Source organism: Beijerinckia indica subsp. indica ATCC 9039 (assembly GCF_000019845.1).
Lineage (GTDB): Bacteria > Pseudomonadota > Alphaproteobacteria > Rhizobiales > Beijerinckiaceae > Beijerinckia > Beijerinckia indica.
On the sequence record NC_010581.1, the window covers coordinates 2759275 to 2782324 of the forward strand.

Annotated in this window: 22 protein-coding genes and 1 tRNA gene; 11 read left to right on the forward strand and 12 right to left on the reverse strand. The window is 56.6% G+C overall.

Annotated elements, in window-relative coordinates:
* Positions 1–122: 122 nt before the first annotated feature.
* The 5 genes from ilvC to BIND_RS12245 all read right to left on the reverse strand — a co-directional run bounded on the left by ilvC (position 123) and on the right by BIND_RS12245 (position 5470).
* Positions 123–1142 (reverse strand): ketol-acid reductoisomerase, encoded by a 1020-nt coding sequence (gene ilvC, locus BIND_RS12225; RefSeq protein WP_012385380.1) that lies wholly within the window; start codon positions 1140–1142, stop codon positions 123–125.
* A 136-nt stretch (positions 1143–1278) separates the two neighbouring features.
* A complete protein-coding gene (gene ilvN / locus BIND_RS12230) occupies positions 1279–1830 on the reverse strand; it encodes an acetolactate synthase small subunit (RefSeq protein ID WP_041778776.1) in 552 nt (183 codons plus the stop codon).
* A gap of 2 nt (positions 1831–1832) precedes the next feature.
* Positions 1833–3593 carry an acetolactate synthase 3 large subunit gene (locus BIND_RS12235; RefSeq protein WP_012385382.1) on the reverse strand — a complete coding sequence of 587 codons (1761 nt, stop codon included), beginning with the start codon at positions 3591–3593 and terminating at the stop codon, positions 1833–1835.
* A gap of 395 nt (positions 3594–3988) precedes the next feature.
* Positions 3989–4065, reverse strand: a tRNA-Pro gene (locus BIND_RS12240).
* A 952-nt stretch (positions 4066–5017) separates the two neighbouring features.
* Complete coding sequence (locus BIND_RS12245; RefSeq protein ID WP_012385383.1) at positions 5018–5470, reverse strand: helix-turn-helix domain-containing protein; 453 nt, start codon at positions 5468–5470, stop codon at positions 5018–5020.
* Positions 5471–6110: 640 nt separating this feature from the next.
* Between BIND_RS12245 and BIND_RS12250 the strand changes: the two genes are divergently transcribed.
* The 4 genes from BIND_RS12250 (at position 6111) to ybaK (ending at position 8226) form a co-directional block, all read left to right on the forward strand.
* Entirely contained in the window at positions 6111–6419 is a 309-nt protein-coding gene (locus BIND_RS12250; protein WP_012385384.1) for a hypothetical protein, read from the forward strand.
* A 3-nt stretch (positions 6420–6422) separates the two neighbouring features.
* On the forward strand, positions 6423–6914 hold the full coding sequence (locus BIND_RS12255; protein ID WP_012385385.1) for a DUF6362 family protein: 492 nt from the start codon (positions 6423–6425) through the stop codon (positions 6912–6914).
* 181 nt (positions 6915–7095) lie between these two features.
* On the forward strand, positions 7096–7746 hold the full coding sequence (locus BIND_RS12260; protein WP_012385386.1) for a class I SAM-dependent methyltransferase: 651 nt from the start codon (positions 7096–7098) through the stop codon (positions 7744–7746).
* 6 nt (positions 7747–7752) lie between these two features.
* The gene (gene ybaK, locus BIND_RS12265) at positions 7753–8226 is read left to right on the forward strand and encodes a Cys-tRNA(Pro) deacylase (RefSeq protein ID WP_012385387.1); all 474 of its coding nucleotides are present in this window, start codon (positions 7753–7755) and stop codon (positions 8224–8226) included.
* A 9-nt stretch (positions 8227–8235) separates the two neighbouring features.
* On the opposite strand, the gene mntR is transcribed toward ybaK, so the two are convergent.
* Positions 8236–8694 carry a manganese-binding transcriptional regulator MntR gene (gene mntR, locus BIND_RS12270; RefSeq protein WP_012385388.1) on the reverse strand — a complete coding sequence of 153 codons (459 nt, stop codon included), beginning with the start codon at positions 8692–8694 and terminating at the stop codon, positions 8236–8238.
* Positions 8695–9029: 335 nt separating this feature from the next.
* On the opposite strand from mntR, the gene BIND_RS12275 reads away from it, so the two are divergent.
* Complete coding sequence (locus BIND_RS12275; RefSeq protein WP_012385389.1) at positions 9030–10382, forward strand: Nramp family divalent metal transporter; 1353 nt, start codon at positions 9030–9032, stop codon at positions 10380–10382.
* A gap of 58 nt (positions 10383–10440) precedes the next feature.
* On the opposite strand, the gene BIND_RS12280 is transcribed toward BIND_RS12275, so the two are convergent.
* Together BIND_RS12280 and BIND_RS12285 are read right to left on the reverse strand one after the other, a co-directional pair.
* A complete protein-coding gene (locus BIND_RS12280; protein WP_012385390.1) occupies positions 10441–12318 on the reverse strand; it encodes an ABC-F family ATP-binding cassette domain-containing protein in 1878 nt (625 codons plus the stop codon).
* 156 nt (positions 12319–12474) lie between these two features.
* Positions 12475–13974 carry a glucoamylase family protein gene (locus BIND_RS12285; RefSeq protein ID WP_244395877.1) on the reverse strand — a complete coding sequence of 500 codons (1500 nt, stop codon included), beginning with the start codon at positions 13972–13974 and terminating at the stop codon, positions 12475–12477.
* Positions 13975–14512: 538 nt separating this feature from the next.
* On the opposite strand from BIND_RS12285, the gene BIND_RS12290 reads away from it, so the two are divergent.
* The gene (locus tag BIND_RS12290) at positions 14513–15067 is read left to right on the forward strand and encodes a peroxiredoxin (protein ID WP_012385392.1); all 555 of its coding nucleotides are present in this window, start codon (positions 14513–14515) and stop codon (positions 15065–15067) included.
* 126 nt (positions 15068–15193) lie between these two features.
* Positions 15194–15736 carry an alkylhydroperoxidase, AhpD family gene (ahpD, locus tag BIND_RS12295; RefSeq protein WP_012385393.1) on the forward strand — a complete coding sequence of 181 codons (543 nt, stop codon included), beginning with the start codon at positions 15194–15196 and terminating at the stop codon, positions 15734–15736.
* Positions 15737–15809: 73 nt separating this feature from the next.
* Here ahpD and BIND_RS12300 read toward each other — a convergent pair whose 3' ends face one another.
* A complete protein-coding gene (locus BIND_RS12300) occupies positions 15810–16772 on the reverse strand; it encodes a LysR substrate-binding domain-containing protein (protein WP_012385394.1) in 963 nt (320 codons plus the stop codon).
* Positions 16773–16892: 120 nt separating this feature from the next.
* Between BIND_RS12300 and ndk the strand changes: the two genes are divergently transcribed.
* The 3 genes from ndk (at position 16893) to BIND_RS12315 (ending at position 19522) form a co-directional block, all read left to right on the forward strand.
* Positions 16893–17315 carry a nucleoside-diphosphate kinase gene (ndk, locus tag BIND_RS12305; RefSeq protein ID WP_012385395.1) on the forward strand — a complete coding sequence of 141 codons (423 nt, stop codon included), beginning with the start codon at positions 16893–16895 and terminating at the stop codon, positions 17313–17315.
* Between the two features lie 19 nt (positions 17316–17334).
* Entirely contained in the window at positions 17335–18141 is an 807-nt protein-coding gene (locus BIND_RS12310) for an inositol monophosphatase family protein (RefSeq protein ID WP_012385396.1), read from the forward strand.
* Positions 18142–18226: 85 nt separating this feature from the next.
* Positions 18227–19522 carry an MFS transporter gene (locus BIND_RS12315; protein WP_012385397.1) on the forward strand — a complete coding sequence of 432 codons (1296 nt, stop codon included), beginning with the start codon at positions 18227–18229 and terminating at the stop codon, positions 19520–19522.
* On the opposite strand, the gene BIND_RS12320 is transcribed toward BIND_RS12315, so the two are convergent.
* Genes BIND_RS12320 through BIND_RS12330 form a run of 3 tightly spaced genes read right to left on the reverse strand, consistent with a single transcriptional unit; the run spans position 19519 to position 22216 of the window.
* Positions 19519–20352, reverse strand: a complete 834-nt coding sequence (locus BIND_RS12320; RefSeq protein ID WP_012385398.1) for an ATP-binding cassette domain-containing protein — start codon at positions 20350–20352, stop codon at positions 19519–19521. The two genes, BIND_RS12315 and BIND_RS12320, sit on opposite strands and share 4 nt — an antisense overlap.
* 3 nt (positions 20353–20355) lie before the next feature.
* Complete coding sequence (gene ssuC, locus BIND_RS12325) at positions 20356–21192, reverse strand: aliphatic sulfonate ABC transporter permease SsuC (RefSeq protein ID WP_012385399.1); 837 nt, start codon at positions 21190–21192, stop codon at positions 20356–20358.
* A 55-nt stretch (positions 21193–21247) separates the two neighbouring features.
* Positions 21248–22216 carry an aliphatic sulfonate ABC transporter substrate-binding protein gene (locus BIND_RS12330; RefSeq protein WP_012385400.1) on the reverse strand — a complete coding sequence of 323 codons (969 nt, stop codon included), beginning with the start codon at positions 22214–22216 and terminating at the stop codon, positions 21248–21250.
* A 394-nt stretch (positions 22217–22610) separates the two neighbouring features.
* Between BIND_RS12330 and BIND_RS12335 the strand changes: the two genes are divergently transcribed.
* Positions 22611–23048: a CBS domain-containing protein gene (locus tag BIND_RS12335; RefSeq protein WP_012385401.1), complete on the forward strand. Its 438-nt coding sequence runs from the start codon at positions 22611–22613 to the stop codon at positions 23046–23048.
* Positions 23049–23050: the final 2 nt, after the last annotated feature.

Consider the following 23050-nt stretch of genomic DNA (forward strand, 5'->3'; position numbering starts at 1 on the left):
GCGGCTTGGAGAATGGGCAATATATCAGTTCGGGATGGACTCAAGGAGATGCAACGTAAACGCATCACGTTGCAGCCGAGTCTCCATCAAGAGGCGGGAAAGCGGTCCTACACCGCCCAACCTTAGTTCTTCGACTTATCGACCAGCTTGCTGGCGCCGATCCACGGCATCATCGCGCGCAATTCCGCGCCGACCTTTTCGATCGGATGCGCGGCCACCTTGGCACGGGTCGCCTTGAACGAGGTCTGGTGGACCTTGTTTTCCAGCATCCAGTCACGCGTGAACTTGCCACCCTGAATGTCTTCAAGCACACGCTTCATCTCAGCCTTGGTTTCGGGCGTGATGATGCGCGGGCCGGTGACATATTCGCCATATTCCGCCGTATTCGAAATCGAATAATTCATATTGGCGATGCCGCCCTCATAAATGAGATCGACGATCAGCTTCACTTCGTGCAAGCATTCGAAATAGGCCATTTCCGGCGCATAGCCGGCCTCGACCAGGGTTTCGAAACCGGCGCGGATCAATTCGACGAGGCCGCCGCAGAGAACCGCCTGCTCGCCGAAAAGATCGGTCTCGCATTCTTCCTTGAAGGTCGTCTCGATGATACCGGCGCGGCCGCCGCCAATCGCCGAAGCGTAGGAGAGCGCGATATCATGCGCATTGCCGGAGGCGTTCTGCGCCACCGCGATCAGGCACGGCACACCGCCACCGCGCTTATATTCAGAGCGCACGGTATGACCAGGTCCCTTGGGCGCGACCATCAGGACATCGAGATCGGCGCGCGGCTCGATCAGATTGAAATGCACGCTCAAGCCATGCGCGAAGAGGAGAGCCGCGCCCTGCTTGAGATTCTTGGCCAGAAGCTGGTGATAAATATCGGCCTGCAATTCATCTGGCGTCAAAACCATGACAACGTCGGCCCATTGCGCGGCATCGACAACAGTCTTGACAGTAAGCCCTTCGGCCTCCGCCTTCTTGGCCGTGGATGAACCCTCGCGCAAAGCGATGGCGATCTCCTTGACGCCGGAATCGCGCAGGTTCAACGCATGCGCATGACCTTGACTGCCATAGCCAATGATCGCCACTTTCTTGCCCTTGACGAGATTGATATCGGCATCCCGATCATAATAGACACGCATAGACGAAGCTTTCCTTGTGCTGAGGCGGTCAAGCCTTGCGGTTGTTTGAATGAGGGCCTTCTACAACATCGGGCCTTGGTGGGAAATCACCGATCAGCGGACACTGACCAATGGCAAATGATCGTAATAGGATGACTCAGATCGCATCCGGTCCGCGTGTCATCGCGGCAATGCCTGTCCGTGATACTTCGACCAGGCCGATAGGCCGCATCAATTCGACGAATTGATCGATCTTGCCGGCATTACCAGTCAGTTCGAAAACGAAACTGTCAATCGTCGCATCGACAACACGAGCCCGGAACGCATCGGCAAGACGCATGGCCTCGACGCGGTTCTCGCCCCTGCCCGCCACCTTGATCATGGCGAGCTCGCGTTCGATCGAACCGCCGCGCAAGGTCAGATCCGTGACGCGATGAATGGGAATGAGACGTTCGAGCTGGTGAACGATCTGTTCGATCATTTCCGGTGTGCCCGAGGTCACGATGGTGATGCGTGACAAATGTTCCGCATGCGCCACTTCGGCAACCGTCAGGCTTTCGATATTGTAGCCGCGGCCTGAAAACAGGCCAACAACACGCGCGAGCACGCCCGGCTCGTTATCGACCAGGACGGAGAGCGTATGCACCTCGATCTTCGAGGCAGCGGGTGCCGAGGAATAAGGCGAGAGGGGAGCGGCAGGAGCATTCATCATCACACCAATATTTTGCCGGCGGCATCGATCGCCGTCCCGAGTTCCGTTTCCATATCGGGCAGGATCATTTCATTATGCGCCTTGCCCGAGGGAATCATCGGCAGGCAATTTTCCTCCCGATCGACAATGCAATCGAACAAAACCGGCTTCGGGGTTTCTATCATTTCGAGAATCGCGGCGTCGAGTGTGTTCGGATCGGCGCAACGGATACCATGACAGCCATAGGCCTCGGCCAGTTTCACGAAATCGGGCAGAGCTTCCGAATAACTCTCGGAATAACGGCCGCCATGCAGCAGTTCCTGCCATTGGCGCACCATGCCCATATATTGATTGTTGAGGATGAAAATCTTGACCGGCAACCGGAACTGAACAGCGGTCGAAAGTTCCTGAATGTTCATCAGGATCGACGCCTCGCCAGCAATATCGACGACGAGCGAGCCCGGATGCGCCATCTGCGCGCCAATGGCCGCCGGCAAGCCGTAACCCATGGTGCCGAGACCGCCGGACGTCATCCAGCGATTGGGTTCGTCGAAATGATAATGCTGTGCCGCCCACATCTGATGCTGACCGACCTCGGTCGAAATATAGGTGTCGCGGCCGCGCGTCAGTTCGAACAGACGTTGAATGGCATATTGCGGTTTGATCACCTTGTTCGACGCGCGATAGGCAAGCGATTTGCGGGCCCGCCAATGATCGATCTCCTGCCACCATTTTTGGAGCACCGCCGCGTCGCAGGCCAGATGCCGTTCCTTCCAGCGCGCGACCATATCCCGCAAGACGGCGGTACAATCGCCGACAATACCAAGATCGACCTTCACGGTCTTGTTGATAGAGGATGGATCAATATCGATATGGATTTTGCGCGAGCCGGGAGAAAAAGCATCGATCCGGCCGGTAATACGATCGTCGAAACGCGCACCGATGGCGATCATCAGATCGCAATCATGCATGGCATTATTCGCTTCGTAGGTTCCATGCATGCCCAGCATGCCGAGCCAACGCGGAGAGGAAGCGGGATAGGCGCCGAGCCCCATCAAGGTGGAGGTGATCGGCGCGCCGGTCAAATCAACAAGTTCCCGCAGCAAGGCGGAGGCCTCGGGTCCTGAATTGATGATGCCACCACCGGTATAGAAGATCGGGCGCTTGGCCGCCGCGATCCAGCTCAGCGCCTCGTCGATGCGGCCGAGATCACCCTTGAACGCCGGCTTATAGGTCTTGTGCTCAATATTTTCAGGACCCGCATAGAGTCCCAGCGCGAATTGCACATCCTTGGGGATATCAATCACCACCGGCCCCGGCCGGCCATGCTGCGCGACATAAAAAGCCTCATGCAGGATGCGAGGCAGATCCTCGACCTGGCGAACGAGATAATTATGTTTCGTGCAATGGCGGGTAATACCCACCGTATCGCATTCCTGAAAGGCGTCGGAGCCGATGAGATGCGTCGGCACCTGCCCCGTAATGCAAACAAGCGGAATGGAATCGAGAAGAGCGTCAGTCAGGCCGGTGACGGCATTCGTCGCGCCGGGTCCCGACGTCACCAGAACCACGCCGATTTTGCCGCTGGAGCGCGCATAACCTTCCGCCGCATGGACAGCGCCCTGCTCGTGACGAACGAGGACATGTTTGACGCTGTTCTGATGGAACAAAGCATCATAGATCGGTAGGACGGCGCCGCCCGGATAACCGAAAATCGTGTCCACGCCCTGATCTTTCAGAGCCGTGACAACCATTTGTGCGCCGGTCATTTTCTCGGACATTTTATTCTCCGCGGCATTTTTGAGCCGAATGCCTTCATGGGTCATGAATTTTTAGAGAATGGGATGGAAAGCAATAAAAAAGGCCCCGGAGGGCCTCGAGAATGCGCCAGGGTCGGAAGCGGAGCCCTCTCCGTTCCTATACCGGCGCGATGCTTACGATCAGGATGTTCATGAACCGATTTGTTTGCATCTGAATCGCGTAGCTCAAAGCCCACGAGGCGTCAATAGGGCATTTCGAAGATCGGTCAATGCTGGAATGAGATCAGCGTGGGTAGATAGGCTCGACAGTTGGAAATTGCCTGTGGGGCTGCGGATCGTAAAGTTGAAAAAGTCCGCTAACAGGTCCGCCTCTTATTTATTAAGGCGACCAAGCTTCAATAGGATATTGAAATAACTGGTCGGAGTGAGAGGATTCGAACCTCCGACCCCCTCGTCCCGAACGAGGTGCGCTACCAGGCTGCGCTACACTCCGACACTGTAAACCGGCGGGCCCTGGAAAGTCCCACGCGTTCCGTATCCGCCTTATAGCCATGCGAATGCTGCTCCGCAAGGGCAAGGTGGCGGTAAAATGGCATTAAAGTCGATCACCATTCAGGATCGGCTCCCTGAATAGTCAGCCTTCAAGGACGTAAACAGCGCACACGCCAGCTATCGCCAGCATGCGATTCCACCCAATATAGAATTGCTCGCGGATCAAACGCTCGGGAAAAGCTATATATTATTATAATAGCATTACTTTCCCATAAAAATCACATCCGGTCTCAAGTCCACTCAAGGGCAATCTCGAAACATGGCGCAGAGCCACCAGAAATCTTGAACAACTAAATATTGTATAAATAAATTATACTACTATAAAATGTAAAAAACTAGCAATATATATCTGGACATCATAACGCTAGATGTTCACTCTCATCTAGAGATCTCTTTTGTTTGAAGATGCATTGCGTTGATCGTCCATCGCGATCCCCTCACATCCAAGCCAGTGGATGACTCCGCAGTTCTGCATCGCTCCCGAACGAGGCAACACGTTAGCTTACAGACGATAGGAGCTAACCATGAAAGAAGACTAATCGATATCCAGCCACCGAGGGGTCTTTTCACGGCAAAATTTTGATATGCTCTTCGAGGCTCTTTTATTCAAACAGAACAGAAGAAGGATCGACACGATGGCGTTCTTAATAATCCAGCAGGAGTCTTTTCGAAATCATCGACCGGCGATCCTGAGAAACAGATCTAGTTTTACCTAGATCGCTAGATCATCGATACAATAAAACAAACTGCGTAGACAAATCGAAGATTAATTGAGCGATCAAACCGGCGAAAAATAAATAGACCCGATACACTTTTAAAGAGACTTATGATGCGTAATAAGTTCTGCGTCAACGATTCTTTTCACGACCTCGATAGTACGAGCGTTGAAGAGATCATTTCTGTTCTGCAGGCAAAAATAGCCGGATTGAGATCAAAGCTGAAGTGCGAATATTGTTTATCCTGTCAATATCTCGACTGCCCGATGGCTGGTTTTCTGCAACTGTTAGAATTGTCTCGGCAGCGGCGCACACTTTGCTCTCGCTCTGCAAAAAAGCCGAAAGAATCCCTTGGAGCATCGCTATCGTTTCATCCCGACCAAGCGATTCATTGAGGCTCCTCGCCATTTGATTGTCCAACCTGGTGATCGCCCCCTCCATTCTTTCACTCACGAGTTCCCCAGGATCGACGCCATAGGCCTTGGCCGCGCGATCAATCCAGACATCGGAAAGGCGGCGCTCGCCTTTTTCCAGCTTGATTAATTGGTTCTTCGTCGTACCCATGGCCTCAGCGGCCTGGATTTGCGTAAGACCCAAACGATTTCGGATTTTTTTGAGATTGTTCACCATTCTACATTTGTGCCCATTTTGGGGCGGTTTGGCTAGTCCCCAAAATGGGCGTTTTATGACTTGACAAAAATACCCATTTTGGGTATTACACTTATTCATGACAGGAATGCAAACCCATTCGCCGCTCAAGGCGGCACCCTACGGTCCCGCACTCGGACCATGGGCACTGAACCATGCAAAGCGTACCGGAACGCTCCGGAGATGAAGGGGCTTAGACGAGCACATCACGTCACCTCAGCCCAAAATCCAGAGCGGAGATCGGGAACGCCCAAATCAACTTCATTATGGGCATTTATATCGGGTTTAATGGACTGTAAAAAGAGCCCAGAATGAGATCCGGCTATCGATCGCGAGTCCCTCTGTAAATGCGGGATAATTCGAAAAATTCGCCTTTGCCGGTTAAGCACCAACACCCGCACCCCACGTCAAGGGCGTCTTAACTCCTCAACTCAGTCACCTAAGAATAATAGGCCAGCAAATTGCGGCGGCTTTCTTGAATTTCCAGCTCTCGAGGGGAGAAAATAACCTCAGAGAATGCCGGCCGGCGCCGCTTTCCGTCCGGCTTATTATGTAAATAAAATATATAATAAGTATTTAAAAGTAACTTCCATTGAAACAATCGAACACTTAGGAGAAGTCCATGGCTCAACGTGGCAGGCCAAAACAGTGGAATGATGGGAAAATTGCCCGGCTCGGCATGCTGATCGGAGCCGGCTGGTCCTGCGCCCGCATCGCCGAGGAAATGGGCTCCACGCAAGACGCCGTCCGTGCTTGCGCCCGCCGCCTCAGGCTGCGTTTTACAAACGTGCCGGCCGTCGTCGCGCTTCCGGGCTTTCAAATGGCCGCGGCTATACGCGGCAAAATGCGCGACGATCTGATCGTCGAGGTCTTGAGCATACTCGATTCCGACCGCGCCTTGCTTGAAAATGTCATCGACGATCGGTGCTGACCTATGAATGAACCCCTCCCCGCGACAACACCACTTTCCCCTCCTTCGATCAGAGGTCGGGAAGTCTGTCCACCGACGGTCTGGAAACCCGATCGCGTCGGCGAATGCCTCATCGCCGCTTTCGCGACCCTCGACCGATGCCCCAAATCCCATGGTCCACAGGGTCATCGAAACGCCTGGCCAAGCATGACACCGGGCGCTGATGAAACATCCGACAAACCCGCCGACAAGCTGCGCAATAAGAAGCCCCAACCCTCCGCCAGGGAATTAACCCACATGGAAGCGGCCTTCGAATGGTTGCGTCTCCTGCATGGTGAAGATCAGGTCACGGCGCAAATGATCAGTCATTGGGCGCTGAACGTGGCGCGAAGACGCTCCGTCAAGATCCTGTGTCAGCGTCAGGGTTGGGCCCTCCCGACCTTTTACCGGAAACGCACCAGCGGCCTCGCCTATCTTGCAAACTATCTGAATGCGAAGGCCTATCCTCTTTTCTGACGATCAGCTTCCCCATTTGGCCCTACCGGAGGCGCTTGGCGTCTCCGGGTAAAGTGTCTGGACGGCGCCGCGGCTTATGCTTATGTCCCCGTTCATGAACCAAGATCTTGATCCTCAATCGGCCGCATTCGCCGCACGCCGGGCAGAAGCACGCAAAAAGCTCGATGCCTTGGACCCAGCCATGCACAAGGGAAACGAGGAAAGTTCCGTTCCTGATCCACTTCGGCGGGCCTGGTTCGAGACAGTCTATGATGCGGCGGGAGGCGATCCAGCCAAAGTGCCCTGGGCCAATCTCCTGCCCCATCCCCTGACGCGAACCTGGATCGAGGGCCAGGCGCGCGGTATCGACGGACTGCGCGTTCTCGATATTGGCTGTGGCTTGGGTGATAATGCGGAATGCCTGGCCGCGGCCCGCGCCAAGGTCACTGCCTTTGATCTCGTGCCTAAAGCCATCGCCTGGGCCCGCCAAAGATTTCCCGACAGTCCGGTCGATTATCAGGCGGGCGATCTCTTCGCCTTGCCTGCATCCTGGCTTCACGCCTTCGATCTTGTCCACGAATGCTATACTTTGCAGGCGCTTTCGGTCAGTCTGCTCCCAAAGGCCTTAGCGCAATTGGCCTCGCTTCTGGCCCCAGGCGGCAAAGTTCTGCTCATCGCCCGCGCGCGCGGCGAGGATGAAGAGATCGAGGGTCCGCCCTGGCCTTTGCCTCCCTCGATTTTCGAGGAGGCCAAAAGACAAGGTCTGTTTCCCTTGATGGTCGAGGATATTATGGCAACCGCGGAGGTCGGACGACGCCATTGGCGCGCCCTGCTCCAATATCAGGACCGATAGAAAAGGATGTCAAAAACCACTCCAGCCACGCTCGCCTTGCAAAAGGCTGGTGTCGCCTTCAGCCTGCATTCCTATGAGTACGATCCTTCAGCGGAGCGGATCGGGCTTCAAGCCGCCGAGGCGATTGGGGAATTGCCAAGCAGGGTTTTGAAAACCCTGATGGCCGAGGTCGATGGCAAACCGGTTTGTGCCGTCATCCCGTCCGATCGGGAAGTCAGCATGAAGAAACTCGCCGCGACTTTCGGCGGCAAAAGTGCGCAAATGATGCGTCCAGCCGATGCGGAACGCGCAACCGGCTATCGTGTCGGCGGTATTAGCCCCTTTGGCCAGAGGCGCCTGGTGCCGACCGCGATCGAGGAAAGCGCGCTGCAAGAAGAGCATGTTTATATGAACGGCGGTCAGCGCGGCCTGCAAGTGCGGCTCAAACCAGCCGATGCTCTGGCAGCGCTGAAGGCCAAAGCCGCCTCGCTGATCGCTTGAGCGTTGAGCCTACATCCGCATCTTCGTCATGATCGCTCGGAAAGCCTCGAGCGTTTCCTCGCTGACGTGGTGTTCCATGCCTTCGGCATCGATCCGGGCCGTTTCCGGCCGGACCCCGAGCCAGACCAGAAAAGCCTCAACGGTTTTGTGCCGCTTGCGGATTTCCGATGCCATTTTTTGCCCCTGATCCGTCAGAAAAACGCCTCGATAGGGCCGGCGCGAGACGAACCCCTCATTGGTGAGCCGCGCCAGCATTTTGGCGACAGTCGGCTGCGAGACGCCGAGCCGCGCCGCTATATCGACTTGGCGCGCTTCATGGCCTTCCTCGATCAGATCGGCGATGAGTTCGACATAATCCTCGACAACAGCGCCACGCCGCGCTTCCCGTGTCAGCCGAAACCCTTCCGAATGGCTCTCGGCATCTGGGAGAGATCCTCGCTCGTCCACGGACCGGTGCAAGGCTGACACGATTTTTCTCCTTAAGGATCCGTGCAGGACGATCTTTGTCGATCGTCCTCGCCACAAGCCAACCGCCAGCGATTCCCGGTACCCACCCTCATTGAAGCGCGGCTCGTCGCGGTTCAATGAGGACAAGTGGATACCGTTTCAAAAGCGACGTATCGAGAATCTGCGATTCTCGATACTAGGCAAGTGCTCCATTGATAACGCGGCAGGCGTCCATCGTCATGCCGAAAAGCCGCGACCATGAAATATAGCCTATTGCATAATCTTCCCGCGTGGCACAGATTTACGATGGATGCGGTAGACTTTCATTGCATCCCCAGGTCTCAAGGTGTCCACGCATGTCGCAAGTTCCGGGTATCGATCCTTTGCAGCCGGCCTGGAAATTCGCTGGCCCCGACGCGGAATTGCGGCCGAGCCTGCCGGAGGCTCACGCTTCCATCAAAGTCCCGCAGGACGGTGCCTGGCTCCGCCGGCTCATGGCCTTTATCGGGCCCGGCTATATGGTTTCAGTCGGTTATATGGATCCCGGCAATTGGGCGACCGATCTCGCCGGCGGTTCCCAATTTGGCTATACGCTGCTGACTGTCATCCTTTTATCGAATTTCATGGCCATCCTGCTGCAGGCGCATGCCGCCCGGCTCGGCATCGTCTCGGGCCGTGATCTCGCTCAGGCCTGCCGCGATCATTATCCTCGCAGCGTCAACATCGCGCTCTGGCTCGCCTGTGAAGCGGCGATTATCGCCTGTGATCTCGCCGAGGTCATCGGCACGGCTATCGCATTACAGCTTTTGTTCGGCATTCCATTGGTGGGCGGCGCTCTTCTCGGCGCGCTGGACGCCTTCCTGCTTCTGCTCTTGATGAACAAGGGTTTTCGATTTCTCGAAGCCTTTATCATCGCCATGATCGCCACGATCACCGCTTGTTTCACCATTCAAATCATCGCCGCCGCGCCGCCCGTGGCCGCGATCCTGCGCGGCTTCCTCCCCTCGGCCGAGATCGTTACCCACCCGGAAATGCTCTATGTGGCAATAGGCATTATCGGCGCGACGGTCATGCCGCATAATCTCTATCTTCATTCCTCGATCGTGCAGACGCGCGCCTATCCACGCACCGAGCCAGGCCGGCGCGATGCCCTGAAATGGGCCATTCTCGACAGCACGATTGCGCTCATGCTGGCGCTTTTCGTCAATGCCTCGATCCTCATCGTCGCGGCGGCGGCCTTTCACGGAACCGGCCATCGGGATGTCGCCGAAATCGGTCAGGCCTTCGAACTGCTCTCACCCGTCCTTGGTCTCAGCATAGCCTCGACGCTCTTCGCCATCGCGCTTCTGGCTTCAGGCCTCAATTCCACGGTCACGGCGACGCTCGCCGGCCAGATCGTCATGGAAGGCTTTTTGCGGATGCGCCTGCCGCATTGGGTGCGGCGCCTGATCACCCGTGGCCTCGCCATTGTTCCAGTCGTGTTCGTCACGCTGCTTTATGGGGAGCATGGTACAGCGCGACTCCTGGTTCTCAGCCAGGTCATTCTCTCGATGCAATTGCCTTTCGCGGTCATCCCGCTTGTTCAATTCGTCTCGGACAAGCGCAAGATGGGCGCCTTTGTGATTTCCCCCTGGCTGACCGGTCTTTCATGGGTCGTGGCCGGCCTCATTCTGAGCCTCAATTTCAAGCTTCTGTATGACACAATATGACACAATATGGGGGTGAGCTTGCAGGGAGCTGATCGCTTTTTCAAAGACCCTTAGCTATTCAGCCTGAAGCGGCTTCATAGGCACTGGAAAGCTCCAACCATTCTTCCTCCGCCGCCGTTAGAGCCCGTTCCAGTTCGGCACGCTGACCGGAAAGCTGTCCCGCTTTCGAAGGGTTGGTTTGAAAGATCGTGGCATCCGCCAGAACTTCATCGATCCGCGCGAGGAGATCTTCGAACTTGCGCATTTTTTCTTCCAAAGCCGCGATCTGTTTTTTCAACGGAGCGGCCTCCTTGCGGCCCAGCGACGTCTCCTTCCGTTCCGGTTTTACGGCTTCGCCCCGATCTTTCTTTCCCTGTCTAGGCGTCCCGCCATTGGCGCGGTCCAGGACATATTTCTTGTAATCCTCCATATCGCCATCAAAGGCCTTGACGGTTCCATCCGCCACAAGCCAGAGCCGATCGGCGCAAGCCTCCAACAAATGGCGGTCATGCGAGACGAGGATGATCGCGCCCTGATAATCATTGATCGCTTCAATCAGCGCAGCGCGGCTGTCGATGTCGAGATGGTTGGTCGGCTCATCGAGGATGAGCAAATGCGGCCCATGAAAACTCGCAAGGCCCATCAAGAGGCGCGCTTTCTCGCCTCCCGACAATTGCGCGATTTTCGTATCGGCTTTGACATTAGGAAAACCGATCTGCGCGCATTTCGCTCTGATCTTGGCCTCGGTTCCGTCCGGCATGAGCGGTGCGACACATTGATAGGGCGTGGCTTTTTCATCGAGATCATCGACCTGATGCTGGGCAAAAAAGCCGACATCGAGCTTCGACGAGCGCCTGACACTGCCTCCCATGGCGTCAAGCCTGCCGCCGACCAGCTTGGCGAAGGTCGATTTACCATTGCCGTTAGAACCGAGGAGCCCTATCCGGTCATCATCGGCGATCGACAGATTCAATCGTTTCAAGATGGGCTTTTCATCATAGCCAACACTCGCATCATCCATCGTAATGATCGGCGGATTGAGCGGCTTTTGTGGCGAAGGCAAATGGAACGGCAGGACATGACCTTCGACGATGGCGGTGATGGGCTCCATCCTCGCCAGCATTTTTAGCCTTGATTGCGCCTGCGCCGCTTTCGTCGCCTTGGCACGGAAACGATCGACAAAGGCTTGCAGATGTTTGCGCTGCTCCTGCTGCTTCTTCATATGTTTGAGCTGGATCGCCTGCTGCTCGCGCCGCTGCTGCTCGAAACTCGAATAATTGCCGCGCCATAGCGTCAGCTTGGCTTGATCCAGATGCAGGATATGATCGGCCACGGCATCAAGCATGTCGCGATCATGGCTGATGACGAAGATCGTTCCAGGATAGCTTTGCAGATAATCAATCAGCCAGAGCGTGCCTTCGAGGTCGAGATAATTGGTCGGCTCGTCGAGCAGCAGAAAATCCGGCTGCGAGAAGAGAACGGCGGCGAGCGCGACGCGCATGCGCCAGCCGCCGGAAAATTCCGAAAGCGAACGATGCTGCGCGGCCTCATCGAAGCCAAGGCCTTCCAAAATGCCGGCGGCGCGGGCGGGAGCCGCATGCGCATCGATATCGACAAGACGGGTCTGGATCTCGGCAATCCGGTGAGGGTCCGTGGCATGCTCCGCCTCCGCCATCAAAGCGGCGCGTTCCTTATCGGCCTCGAGCACGAAATCGATGAGCGAGCCCGGCCCGCCTGGGGCCTCCTGCTCCACACGCCCGAGCCGCATGTTTTTGGGGATTGTGATCGTGCCGGATTCCGGTGCTGTCTCACCGGCGATCATACGGAACAAAGTGGTCTTGCCGGCCCCATTGCGGCCGACAAAGCCGATCCGTGCCCGATCGGGTAAGGCGGCCGTCGCCTTATCGAATAAAATACGCGGGCCGAGCCGGAAGGTCAGGTCATTAATGTGCAGCATGCGGCACTTGTCGCTTTCCTGGCGAAAATTGGCAAGGCCGATTGTCAAGACGGGGCAAGAAGCAAGGGCTGAAAGAAAAATCCCCGGCAAAAATGAACTGACCCCACAAAGTTGGACACCAACCTTCGGGGGTCAGTTCAAAGCCGGGGATTTTTCTTACCGTTGTCCGTCGAGCCATCCGCCGCTGAACCCCGCGCGCGTCAGGCCGACGCGGATATAGGGATTCTTCTTCATCGTGTTCCAAACGAACCCGCTGCGCCAGTTTTCGATCATTAAGAGGATCGGTCCCTGATCAATGCCGAACTGCGCCGTATCCGCCCAGTAGGATATTTGTTGAGGCGACGCCGTATCAGAGGAGTCTTCGTTGGTGGGGAAACTCGGGTTGAAAGCATCGACAAAACCGTAGCGATTATAGATCCGCGCGCCATAGCGGTTTTTCATTTCCTCGAGCGCCGGAAGCGCGATCTCCGGAGCAAAGGCAATCGACCCTCCCGCCGCTGTCGGAGCAATCGTCCCATCATCAGTGATATAGTCCTGGCCCGCGCCCCGCGCCTTATAGCCTTCGAAGCTGCGGACTTGGCCATCGACAGTCTTCGTCACGGCACCGGGTCCATTGCAGGCGGTCAAACCCCATATGTTCTCGCCATAATCACGCCAGCCGCCAGGATTGACTTTGGCATAGGCGCGCTGGGCATAGGTGGCACGACGGCTGTTCTCAAAATAATCGAAGCCCCGGCTCTGATTCCACTGGTCGCGGATACCACGGAAATCGACCCAGGAATGGCTATATTGGTGCCCGAACAAGGGAGCGAAATTGACCAGCGTCTCGCCTTGGAACGTCCCCCATTGCCGGTCGTAAGTCCCCGTCAAGGATTGCCATGTGCTCGCCGCAATCGGATGTGTGGGAGAAGCGATCGCCAGGAGATAGATCAGCATTCCCTCATTATACCCATCCCAGTCGTAGGGCAGAAAATGGCCATCGGGTGTCCATCCCATGCTGAGGAATGGCCTATGCGCCTGCATCCATGTCCAATCGACCCGGCGGTATAATGTATCAGCGAGGGACCTGATCTCCCGCTCGGGGGGCGTATCGTGGTCATAATAGGACTGCGCAAAGAGCACGCCACCCAGAAGCAACGTGGTGTCCACGCTAGACGCCTCGGAGCCATGGTCGAAGCGCTCGCCGCTCTGGCGATCGAGAAAATGGTAATAGAAGCCGTGCACGCCGGTTGCCCCGTCCGGGGCATCGCTTTGCGGCGCATTCTCGAGAAACCGCAGCGTTGCGAGCGTGCGCTCCACCGCCTGATCCCGCGAAATATAGCCGCGTTCAACACCGATCCCATAGGCGGTCAGGCCAAAGCCCACGGCAGCGATACTCGTAAACGTATCGTTTGACGGGTAATGATCCGGGATCAGGCCATTGTCCGGGTTCGCCGCGTCCCAGAACCAGTTGAATGTCCGATGTTCCAAATCCTCGACAAACGGCCGTTCCTGCTGCACTGCGCTAACGGCATAGGGATTGGCCTTGGTTACGCTGGATTGTCCCGGCACCATGCCGGCCAGCAAAAGAAGCACGGCGGCCCATTGACACCGGCGCCGAGACGAATTCCGGGATAGGCCGGTCAGCGCGCCGTGCGCGCGAAACCTGCTTTTCATACCAGCAATCATCAAACCCCATCACAATTGCGTCATCATGTTGAGTGCATTAGGACTTTGCCTGAAGACTATGACCATGATGGGGACAAATTCGGTAGGATCCTATGGTTTTATCACCACAAAGTTGTGATGAACGAGATGATGGTGTGGCGAATGAGACGACTTGGCCTTGACAGGAATAGGCTTGTCGGGAATGGGCTATCGCATTACAAATAATGGGATAAGATCGGTCTTGTGATTCCTGCCATTCCGGCAATGCCTTTGGACCGATGTAATTTCTTCACAATCGGTCCCTAAAATTTCCCTTGGCTATCGTTGCTCCTCTCTTCGCCCATTGCTCTCCCCTCAACGGGCCTGGACACGCCAGCCGAAACCCATGCGCCGCGAGAATTTCTTGAGACTTGAAGGCCGCATGATCCTTAGGTTTGGCCGATGATCATCATTTGAATCATCGATTAGACCTATCTCGATTCCTTACCTATGTTCCCTGCCTGTGCAACCCAGCAGCGATGATCGCTGCCTCATGAGGAAACAAACCATGGCCGCCATTGGTGAAAAGGTTCCCGCGTTCAGCGTCGTCGGCGTCAAGCCCGGCTTCGAAAAGCACGAAGAAAACGGCGTCAGCGCCTTCGAGGAACTGACCGAGGCTAGCTTCCCCGGCAAGTGGAAGGTCATTTTCTTCTATCCGAAGGATTTCACCTTCGTCTGCCCGACCGAGATCGCTGAATTCGCTCGTCTCCACAAGGAATTCGAGGATCGCGGCGCTGTCGTGCTCGGTGGTTCGACCGATAATGAGTTCGTCAAGCTCGCTTGGCGCCGTGACCACAAGGATCTCGCCAAGCTGCCGATCTGGTCCTTCGCCGATACCAATGGCTCGCTGACCGATGGCCTCGGCGTGCGTTCCCCGGCGGGTGTCGCCTATCGCTATACGTTCATTGTCGATCCCGACAATGTCATCCAGCATATCTATGCCAACAACCTCAATGTCGGCCGCGCTCCCAAGGATACGCTCCGCGTTCTCGATGCGCTGCAGACGGACGAACTCTGCCCCTGCAACCGCGAAGTCGGTGGCGATACCCTCAAGGTCGCCTAATTTCACCTGAGTATTTGTCGATCAGACGAAATCAATCTGATCGACAAACCGCATACACAAACATTTTGAAGCTGGAGCGATTTCTCGTTCGCTCGAAAAGCGCTCCAGATCGCGTGAGGTCCTTAAATGTCGATCGATAGCCTGAAAGACAAATTGCCGGATTTCGCCAAGGATGTTCGGCTCAATCTCTCCAACATCGCCAATGACGATACGTTGGGGGAGCAGACCAAATATGGCTTAATGCTGGCCTGTGCCGTCGCCACCCGCAATGCGGAGGTCCTGAAGGCTTTCGACCAGGAATGCACGCCGCATCTGGCACCCGCTGCGCGGGACGCGGCGCTCGCCGCCGCCACGATCATGGCGATGAACAATGTCTATTACCGCTTTGTCCATCTCGCCTCGAACAAAGCTTATGGCACGTTGCCCGCCAAGCTGCGGATGAATATCATCGGCAACCCCGGTGTGCCCAAGACCGATTTCGAGCTCTGGTCGCTTGCCGTCTCAGCCATCAACGGCTGTGGCATGTGCATCGACTCGCACGAGAAAGTTCTGCTCAACGCAGACACGACCCAGGACACGATTCAGACTGCGGTGCGCTTTGCCGCGATCATCCAATCCACGGCCGTCGCGCTTGAAGCAGCGAGCCTGCCGGTGTCTGCCGCCAGCTAATTCCTGAAGCATATTGTCTGTAGAGAGAAAAAGCGCGGCGATTTCATTCGCCGCGCTTTTCTTTTGGTTCGGTTCACGCTGATAATTGCGGGATTTCGGGCGGCAAGCTCGTCTTGATCAGCTTGGCCAGAGCATCGATCGCCTTGCGGCGGGGATTGCTTGAACGCGAGACGAGCCGTACACTACGCGCTGTATGCGGTCCGGTCAAAGGCTTGGCGATGAGTGAATGCGGCAGGCTGTGTTTATCAAGCAAAGCCAAGGCCGGCATCAAGGTAATCCCATAGCCAGCCGCCGCCATATGCAGGAGGGTCGGCAGGCTCGTCGCCCGCATATCGGCGAGGGAATCATCAGGCTGCGCCTGACGGCACAATTCGATCGCCTGATCACGCAGACAATGGCCATCAGCGAGGAGCAAGAGGGATTGCGGATCAATCTCACCTGCTGCCACAGATTCACGCTCCGCCAAAGCATGATCACGCGGGACGATCAGAAAGAAGGGTTCCTCGAACAAAAGTTCGGAGGTCAACACCGGCTTTTCCGGATCGGAGGCGATAATAGCCGCGTCGAGCTTGCCGGATAGGACCGGCTCGATCAGCCGATCCGTAAAATCCTCGACAAGCATCAAGGGCGTGGCTGGCAATTGCCGGCGCGCACGCGGCAAAACGAACGGCATAAGATAGGGACCAAGAGTCGGAATGACACCTAGCCGCAAGGCGCCCGCCATCGGATCGCGGCTTGCCCGCGCACAACGCAGAAGATCCTCGGAGGCCGCGACCGCGCGCCGGGCATGGACCAGGATTTCCTCGCCCGCCGCTGTCGTGCAAACGCTTTTGCCGACGCGTTCGAAAATGCGGACGCCGAGTTCGTCTTCCAGTTTCAGGATCTGCCCGCTCAACGTCGGCTGGCTAATATGGCAGGCCTGGGCGGCGCGGCCGAAATGACCGAAATTGGCGACGGCAATAATATATTGGAGATCGCGAAGGTTCATGAAATAGAGATAGTCTATGATTTCTCGATAAACAATCGGTAAAGCCAATTTATATATTTTCCAGGATGTCCATAAATTTAAGCGCTGTCTCCGCCTTGCCCACAAAAATCTCTCTGTCTATAAGCGGACAGATGTCCGCCCTTTGTGGACAGGAGGATGAACGGCTCCATGGCGATCGAACGTACTTTTTCTATTCTGAAGCCCGATGTCACGCGGCGTAATCTGACCGGCGCGGTCAATGCCTTGATCGAAAAGGCGGGGCTCCGCATCATCGCTCAGAAGCGGGTGCTCATCACCAAAGCCCAGGCTGAGACCTTCTATGCCGTTCATAGCGCACGGCCCTTCTTCGGCGAACTCGTCGAGTCGATGATTTCCGGCCCGGTCGTCGTGCAGGTTCTCGAAGGCGAAGACGCGATCAAGAAATATCGCGAAGTGCTCGGCGCAACGGATCCGGCCAAGGCCGACGCCGGCACGATCCGCAAGGAATTCGCCCTTTCGGTCGGCGAAAATTCCGCGCATGGCTCGGATGCCCCGGAAACCGCCGCGGTTGAAATCGCGCAATGGTTCGCCGGCAACGAATTGGTCGGCTAAGGAAAGCAGGTCATCCTTTATGGCCATCAGGATCATCGAGGATGTCACTGACATTTTGCGGGAGGCGGCCGCCGAGGCAATCCTGCCGCGTTTTCGTCGATTGTCGGAAAAGGACATCGAAGAGAAAGCGCCGGGTGATCTCGTCACAGCCGCCGACCGGCATGCCGAAACGTATATTACGGAGCGTTTGCGCAAGCTCGATCCCCAAGCCCGGATCGTCGGAGAAGAAGCTTGCGCGGCGGCTCCTTCGCTCGCGACAGGGCTCGATCAAGGGACGATTTTCGTCCTCGACCCGCTCGACGGAACCGGTAATTTCGCCGCCGGGCGGATGCCTTTCGCGATCATGGCCGCGCTTTTGCGCGAAGGCGAGATCATCGCCGCCTGGATACTCGATCCTCTCTCCAATCAACTCTGCACGGCTGAACAAGGCTCCGGTGCCTTCATTGACGGCCGAAGGTTGAAAGCCACTCCCAGAGAAGCTGGACCTCTGCGCGGTTCCATTTCCACGCGCTTCATGCCGCCCGACATGCGTGAGGCCCTTGAACCGCGCCTCACCGCCCTGCTCCCTGATCGGCTGGAGCCATTCCTCTGCGCCGGAGCGGAATATCCGGCCCTGGCAAAAGGCGAGCGCGACTTCGCCACATTCTGGCGGAGCCTGCCCTGGGATCATCTGCCCGGCACTTTGTTTCTGCGAGAAGCCGGCGGGCATGTCGCACGCTTTGATGGTACTCCCTATCGCGCTGGGCAGGACGGCAAGGGATTGATCGCCGCGCACAGCTTCGAGCTTTGGCAGGAAGCAAGGGGTTTACTGATCCCAAATTTCTGAATTACGCTCGCTAGGAGTGACCGCGCCGGTCAGCAGCTGCGTCTGTATTCCCGCGGCTGGTGCACTTTCGACCGAGATGCCTGTGATGACAAACGCCGGGCCACAACTCACCACGTCCACGCGACGGCGCCAATGGGTGCTCGTTACGCTGCTGATTGTCGCCGGATGTGTCAATTACATTGATCGCTCGACACTCGCCATTGCAAACCACGACATTGCCCAGGAGCTTCATCTATCAGTCGGAGAGATGGGGATGTTGCTTTCGGCCTTTGCCTGGACCTATGCCATTTTTCAATTGCCTGCCGGCGTGCTGACGGACCATGCCGGCCCTCATCGCATGCTGACAATCGGGATGATTGTGTGGTCATTGGCGCAATTACTCAGCGGGATGATCCAGAACTTTGGTCAACTCCTCATCGCCCGTGCCGGTCTTGGTTTCGGAGAATCGCCGATGTTTACGGCTGGCACACGAGCCTGCGTGAACTGGTTTCCGATCAAAACACGCGGCGTGCCTCTCGGGCTGTTCAATGCAGCATCCTCGCTCGGGCCAGCGATTGCCCCTCCCCTGCTCACCGGCTTGATGTTGGCCTATGGCTGGCGCTTCATGTTCATGCTCATGGGTGTCGCCGGATTCGTCGTTGCCGCACTATGGGGACTTTATTACCGCGACCCGGAGCCAGCCGGCGTATCGAAGGAAGAACGCGCGATCATCAATGCCGGTGTCACAGAGCCGACCAAAACGGCCGCCCCCAGGCTTTGGACCAAACTTTTTCTTATTCCTTCGACCTGGGCGCTCATGGGCGGTCTTTTCGGAATTGTCTATGTTTCATGGCTTTATGGCGCCTGGCTGCCCTATTATCTTGAATCCGAACGCCATATCGGCATCGCGCACGCGGGTTTGCTTGTCGCTATCCCCCAATTCGCTGGATTTTTCGGCGGTAGCCTTGGTGGCTTTCTCTCGGATTGGCTCATCCGTCTGGGGGTGGACCCCATTCCCTCACGCAAGCTTTTGGCGATTGGCGGCATTCTGATCGCCGGTCTCTTCACCGCTCTCGTCCCGTTCATCGCCGATACGGCTTTGACATTGGCAGCGATATCGGCGGCACTCTTTTTTGTTTATCTGTCAAGCTCATGCAGTTGGGCGCTCGGAGCCTCGCTCACGCCCTCGCATTTTGTGGCAACACTCGAATCCATCCAAAATATCGGCGGCTCCGTTGGCGGCGCTCTTGCTCCTCTCGTCACCGGATTTGTCGTTGAATATGCACATACATTCACACCGGCTTTCGCGCTCGCGGCCGGAGCCACGATCTTTTCCGCAGGCAGCTATGCCTTGGTGAGAAAAAACGCCTATGCGATGCTCAGCGAAACATCGTCCGACTAGATTTCATATTCCGGCCGATCAAGCTCCTTGCGGAGCAGAAGATCGAGGATCTTTTCTTCCAGCAGAGCGAGATCGACGGAACCGCGCCGGCGTGGGCGCGGCAGATCGACATCGAGATCGAGCGTAATCCTGCCGCCTTCAATCATGATGACACGATCGGCGAGTGTCAGGGCTTCCGAGACATCGTGGGTCACGAGAAGAGCGGTGAATTTGTCGCGCAACCAGATACGCTCCAAAAGACCCTGCATTTCGATGCGGGTCAAAGCATCGAGCGCGCCGAGCGGTTCGTCGAAGGCGAGCAGGCGCGGTTTGCTAACCAAAGCCCTCGCCAGCGCCACGCGTTGTTTCTGCCCGCCCGACAGAACGGAAGGCCATTCCTGCGCCCGTTCTCCAAGGCCCACAGCCCGCAGGGCTTCCTGCGCGCTTTGCGTGTTTTCACGCGTCGACGATTGCATGCCAAGGCCGATCTCGACATTGGCGAGCAGCCGCGCCCAGGGCAGCAGGCGCGGTTCCTGAAACATGACGCGGACGGGGTGATCATTCTTGCGCGGTCCCGCGCCTTCACCGAACCGAATCTCGCCTTCGGAGGGTTCATCGAGTCCCGCGACGAGACGCAACAAGGTGCTCTTGCCGCAACCGCTGCGGCCAACAACGGCGACGAACTGGCCGGCCGGAATTTTGAGATCGAGCCCGTGTAGAATCTGCTTTTCGCCAAAAGACTTGCCGAGACCACGGATCGAGAGATCGATGCCGGTTGCCAGCGAGGGCTCGCGGAACAAGCCATCGAAATCCGGCAGGTTTTTGGGCGTTCTTTCTTGTACGTCGCTCATGTCTCAGTCCTGGAAAGCCGGATGCCATTGCAGGCAGAGTGTTTCGAGAAAGCGCGCCGTCGAATCCGCGAGCTTGCCGAGCGCCGCATAGACCAGCACCGAAAAGACCACGACATCGACCTGCATGAATTCGCGCGCCTGCATGGCCATATAGCCAATGCCCGATTGAGCGGCGATGGTTTCGGCGACGATCAAGGTCAGCCACATGATACCGAGACCGTAGCGCAGACCAACGAGGATCGAGGGCAAGGCTCCCGGCAGGATCACCCGGCGCAGCAAGGCAAAACTCGAAAGCCCATAGCTGCGACCCATTTCCACAAGCTGCGGATCGACATTGCGGATGCCATGCAAGGTGTTCAAATAGATCGGAAAGAAGACACCGAGCGCGACCAGGAACAGCTTGGCTTCCTCCTCAATGCCGAACCACAGGATCACCAAGGGGATCAAAGCCAGATGCGGAATATTGCGCAGCATCTGGAAGGTTGTATCCGTCAGCCGCTCGGACAATTTCGACAGGCCATTGGCGAAGCCAAAGACAAAACCAATGCCCCCACCGACCACAAGCCCGGCCATGGCGCGCAGGAAGCTCACCCAGATGTTGGTGAAGAGATCACCGGACAGCGTCAGGCGCCAGCCGGCCTGGGCAACTTCCTTGGGCGAAGGCAGAATATTGACCGGGATCAATCCGAGCGAGGAAGCGATCTGCCAGACGAATAAAAGCCCAACCGGGACGACCCAGGCAACCGCATCCGCCTTAACGAAGAGCTTCAAGATCCAGGATTTCACCGTAAGACTCGGCAGAGTTTTGCCGGCGGTGAGGGTCAAGGGCGCATCGCTCATGGCATCGAAGGTCCCAAATAGGAGGAGGGGAAGGTGTGGCGTCAGGCGTTTGGGGTCAAGCCCCCGGCGTCCATTTCCAGACGATGTCGCGCACGGAGACAGGTTTAGGCAGGAGCCCCACTTTATAGAAACGATCGGCCGCTTTCTGCTGATTCACGATGGTTTCCTCGGAAATCGGAAAAATATCATAATGGGCTCGCTGGTTGGCGAGACGGATCGCCGCAAGATCAATGCCGTTGGCAGCATGGATCAAGTCGGACAAGGCATCCTGATGAGTCGAGGCCCATTTGATTTCCTCGGCGAGACGATCGTTCAATTGATTGAGAACATCAGGATGTTCTTGCGCGAAACGACCATTGGCGAGGAAGAATTGGCTGGGTTCATGGACCTCGGCGCCGCTGGTCAGCAGCCTGACCTTCCCCTGCTGTTGCGCCAAGGCGGCATAAGGGTCCCAAATCGCCCAGACATCGATATTGCCACGCGAAAAAGCCGCCGCCGCATCGGCGGGAGGAAGATAAACAGGTTTGATATCCTGATAGGAAATGCCAGCCTTTTCGAGAGCCGCTAGGATCGTGGTATGGGCGCTCGAAGCCTTGGCGAGGCCGATCCTCTTACCTTTGAGATCGGCGAGTGTCCTAATCGGCGAATCCTCCGGCACGAGGACAGCCTCGAAATAATGTTTGGGGAGGGCCGAGGTGTAAACGAGATTGGCACCGGCCGCTTGGGCAAAGATGGGCGGCGCATCGCCCGTATAGCCAAAATCGAGATTACCGGTGCCAATCCCCTCGAGAATGGGGGGACCGAAGGCGAATTCCGCCCATTTGATCTCGATGCCATGGGGATTGAAATAGGCTTCCAACGTTCCCCGTTGCTTGACCGCGACCAGGAGACCCGCCTTCTGATAGCCGATGCGAATTTCCTTGATCGCACTTGAACCATTGGCTGCAGCTTTGGCCCCGCGCGCAGGAAGAGACGCCAGCGCCCCGCCAGCGAGAGCAAGGCCAAGAAAATCCCTGCGTCGCATTATTCTTTCCTCCGCATCGGTTCTTCATCACGCAAAGCCGCGTGACTGTTTCGAGAAAGTCTTCGTCCCATCCAAGACATATGGGTGATTATTATCTTTAGTCCATAAATTTTGTCAATATTAAGCCTGTAGCCAAGCGACGAGCCACAAGGTCCACGACGAAAGAAACGGTCTGAAATTTTTCGAAATAGGCGCTGAAACCTTCCTCGGGTGGCGCCGTTGCACTTTGCGTTACTCGAGAGTGTTAGAGGGGAGGTCCCCCTTTCTCGATCATGTTTGGCGATCGTGATGACATGAAAGACCCACGAGGCCGAAGAGAAACCGCATTTCCCCTTGGCCACGCTTTTCATGGGTTCGCCATCCATACCGTGACAATAATCCAGGAGGAAGTGCCATGAAATTGGGGAACTTCATGAGCAAAGAGGTGCGTATCGCCTCTCCGGCTCAATCCATCTGCGAAGCCGCCAAAATGATGAAGGAGATCGACGCTGGATTCTTGCCCGTCGGTGAGAATGACCGTCTTGTTGGCATGATCACGGACCGCGATATCGCCGTGCGGGCCGTCGCCGCCGGAAGAAGCCCAGATACGCCTGTACGCGATATCATGAGCAAGGAAGTTCTCTATTGTTTCGAGGATGAGGAAATCGGCGCCGCGGCGCATAAGATGAGCGAAATGCAAATCCGGCGTATGCCTGTTCTCAATCGGGACAAACATCTGGTCGGCATCATTTCTCTCGGCGATATCGCGCGTGCCGGCACGGAAGGCAAGAGCTGCTGCGGGGCAGCGCTCAGCGATATATCCGTGCATGGAGGACAGCACGTCCAGCATTAATA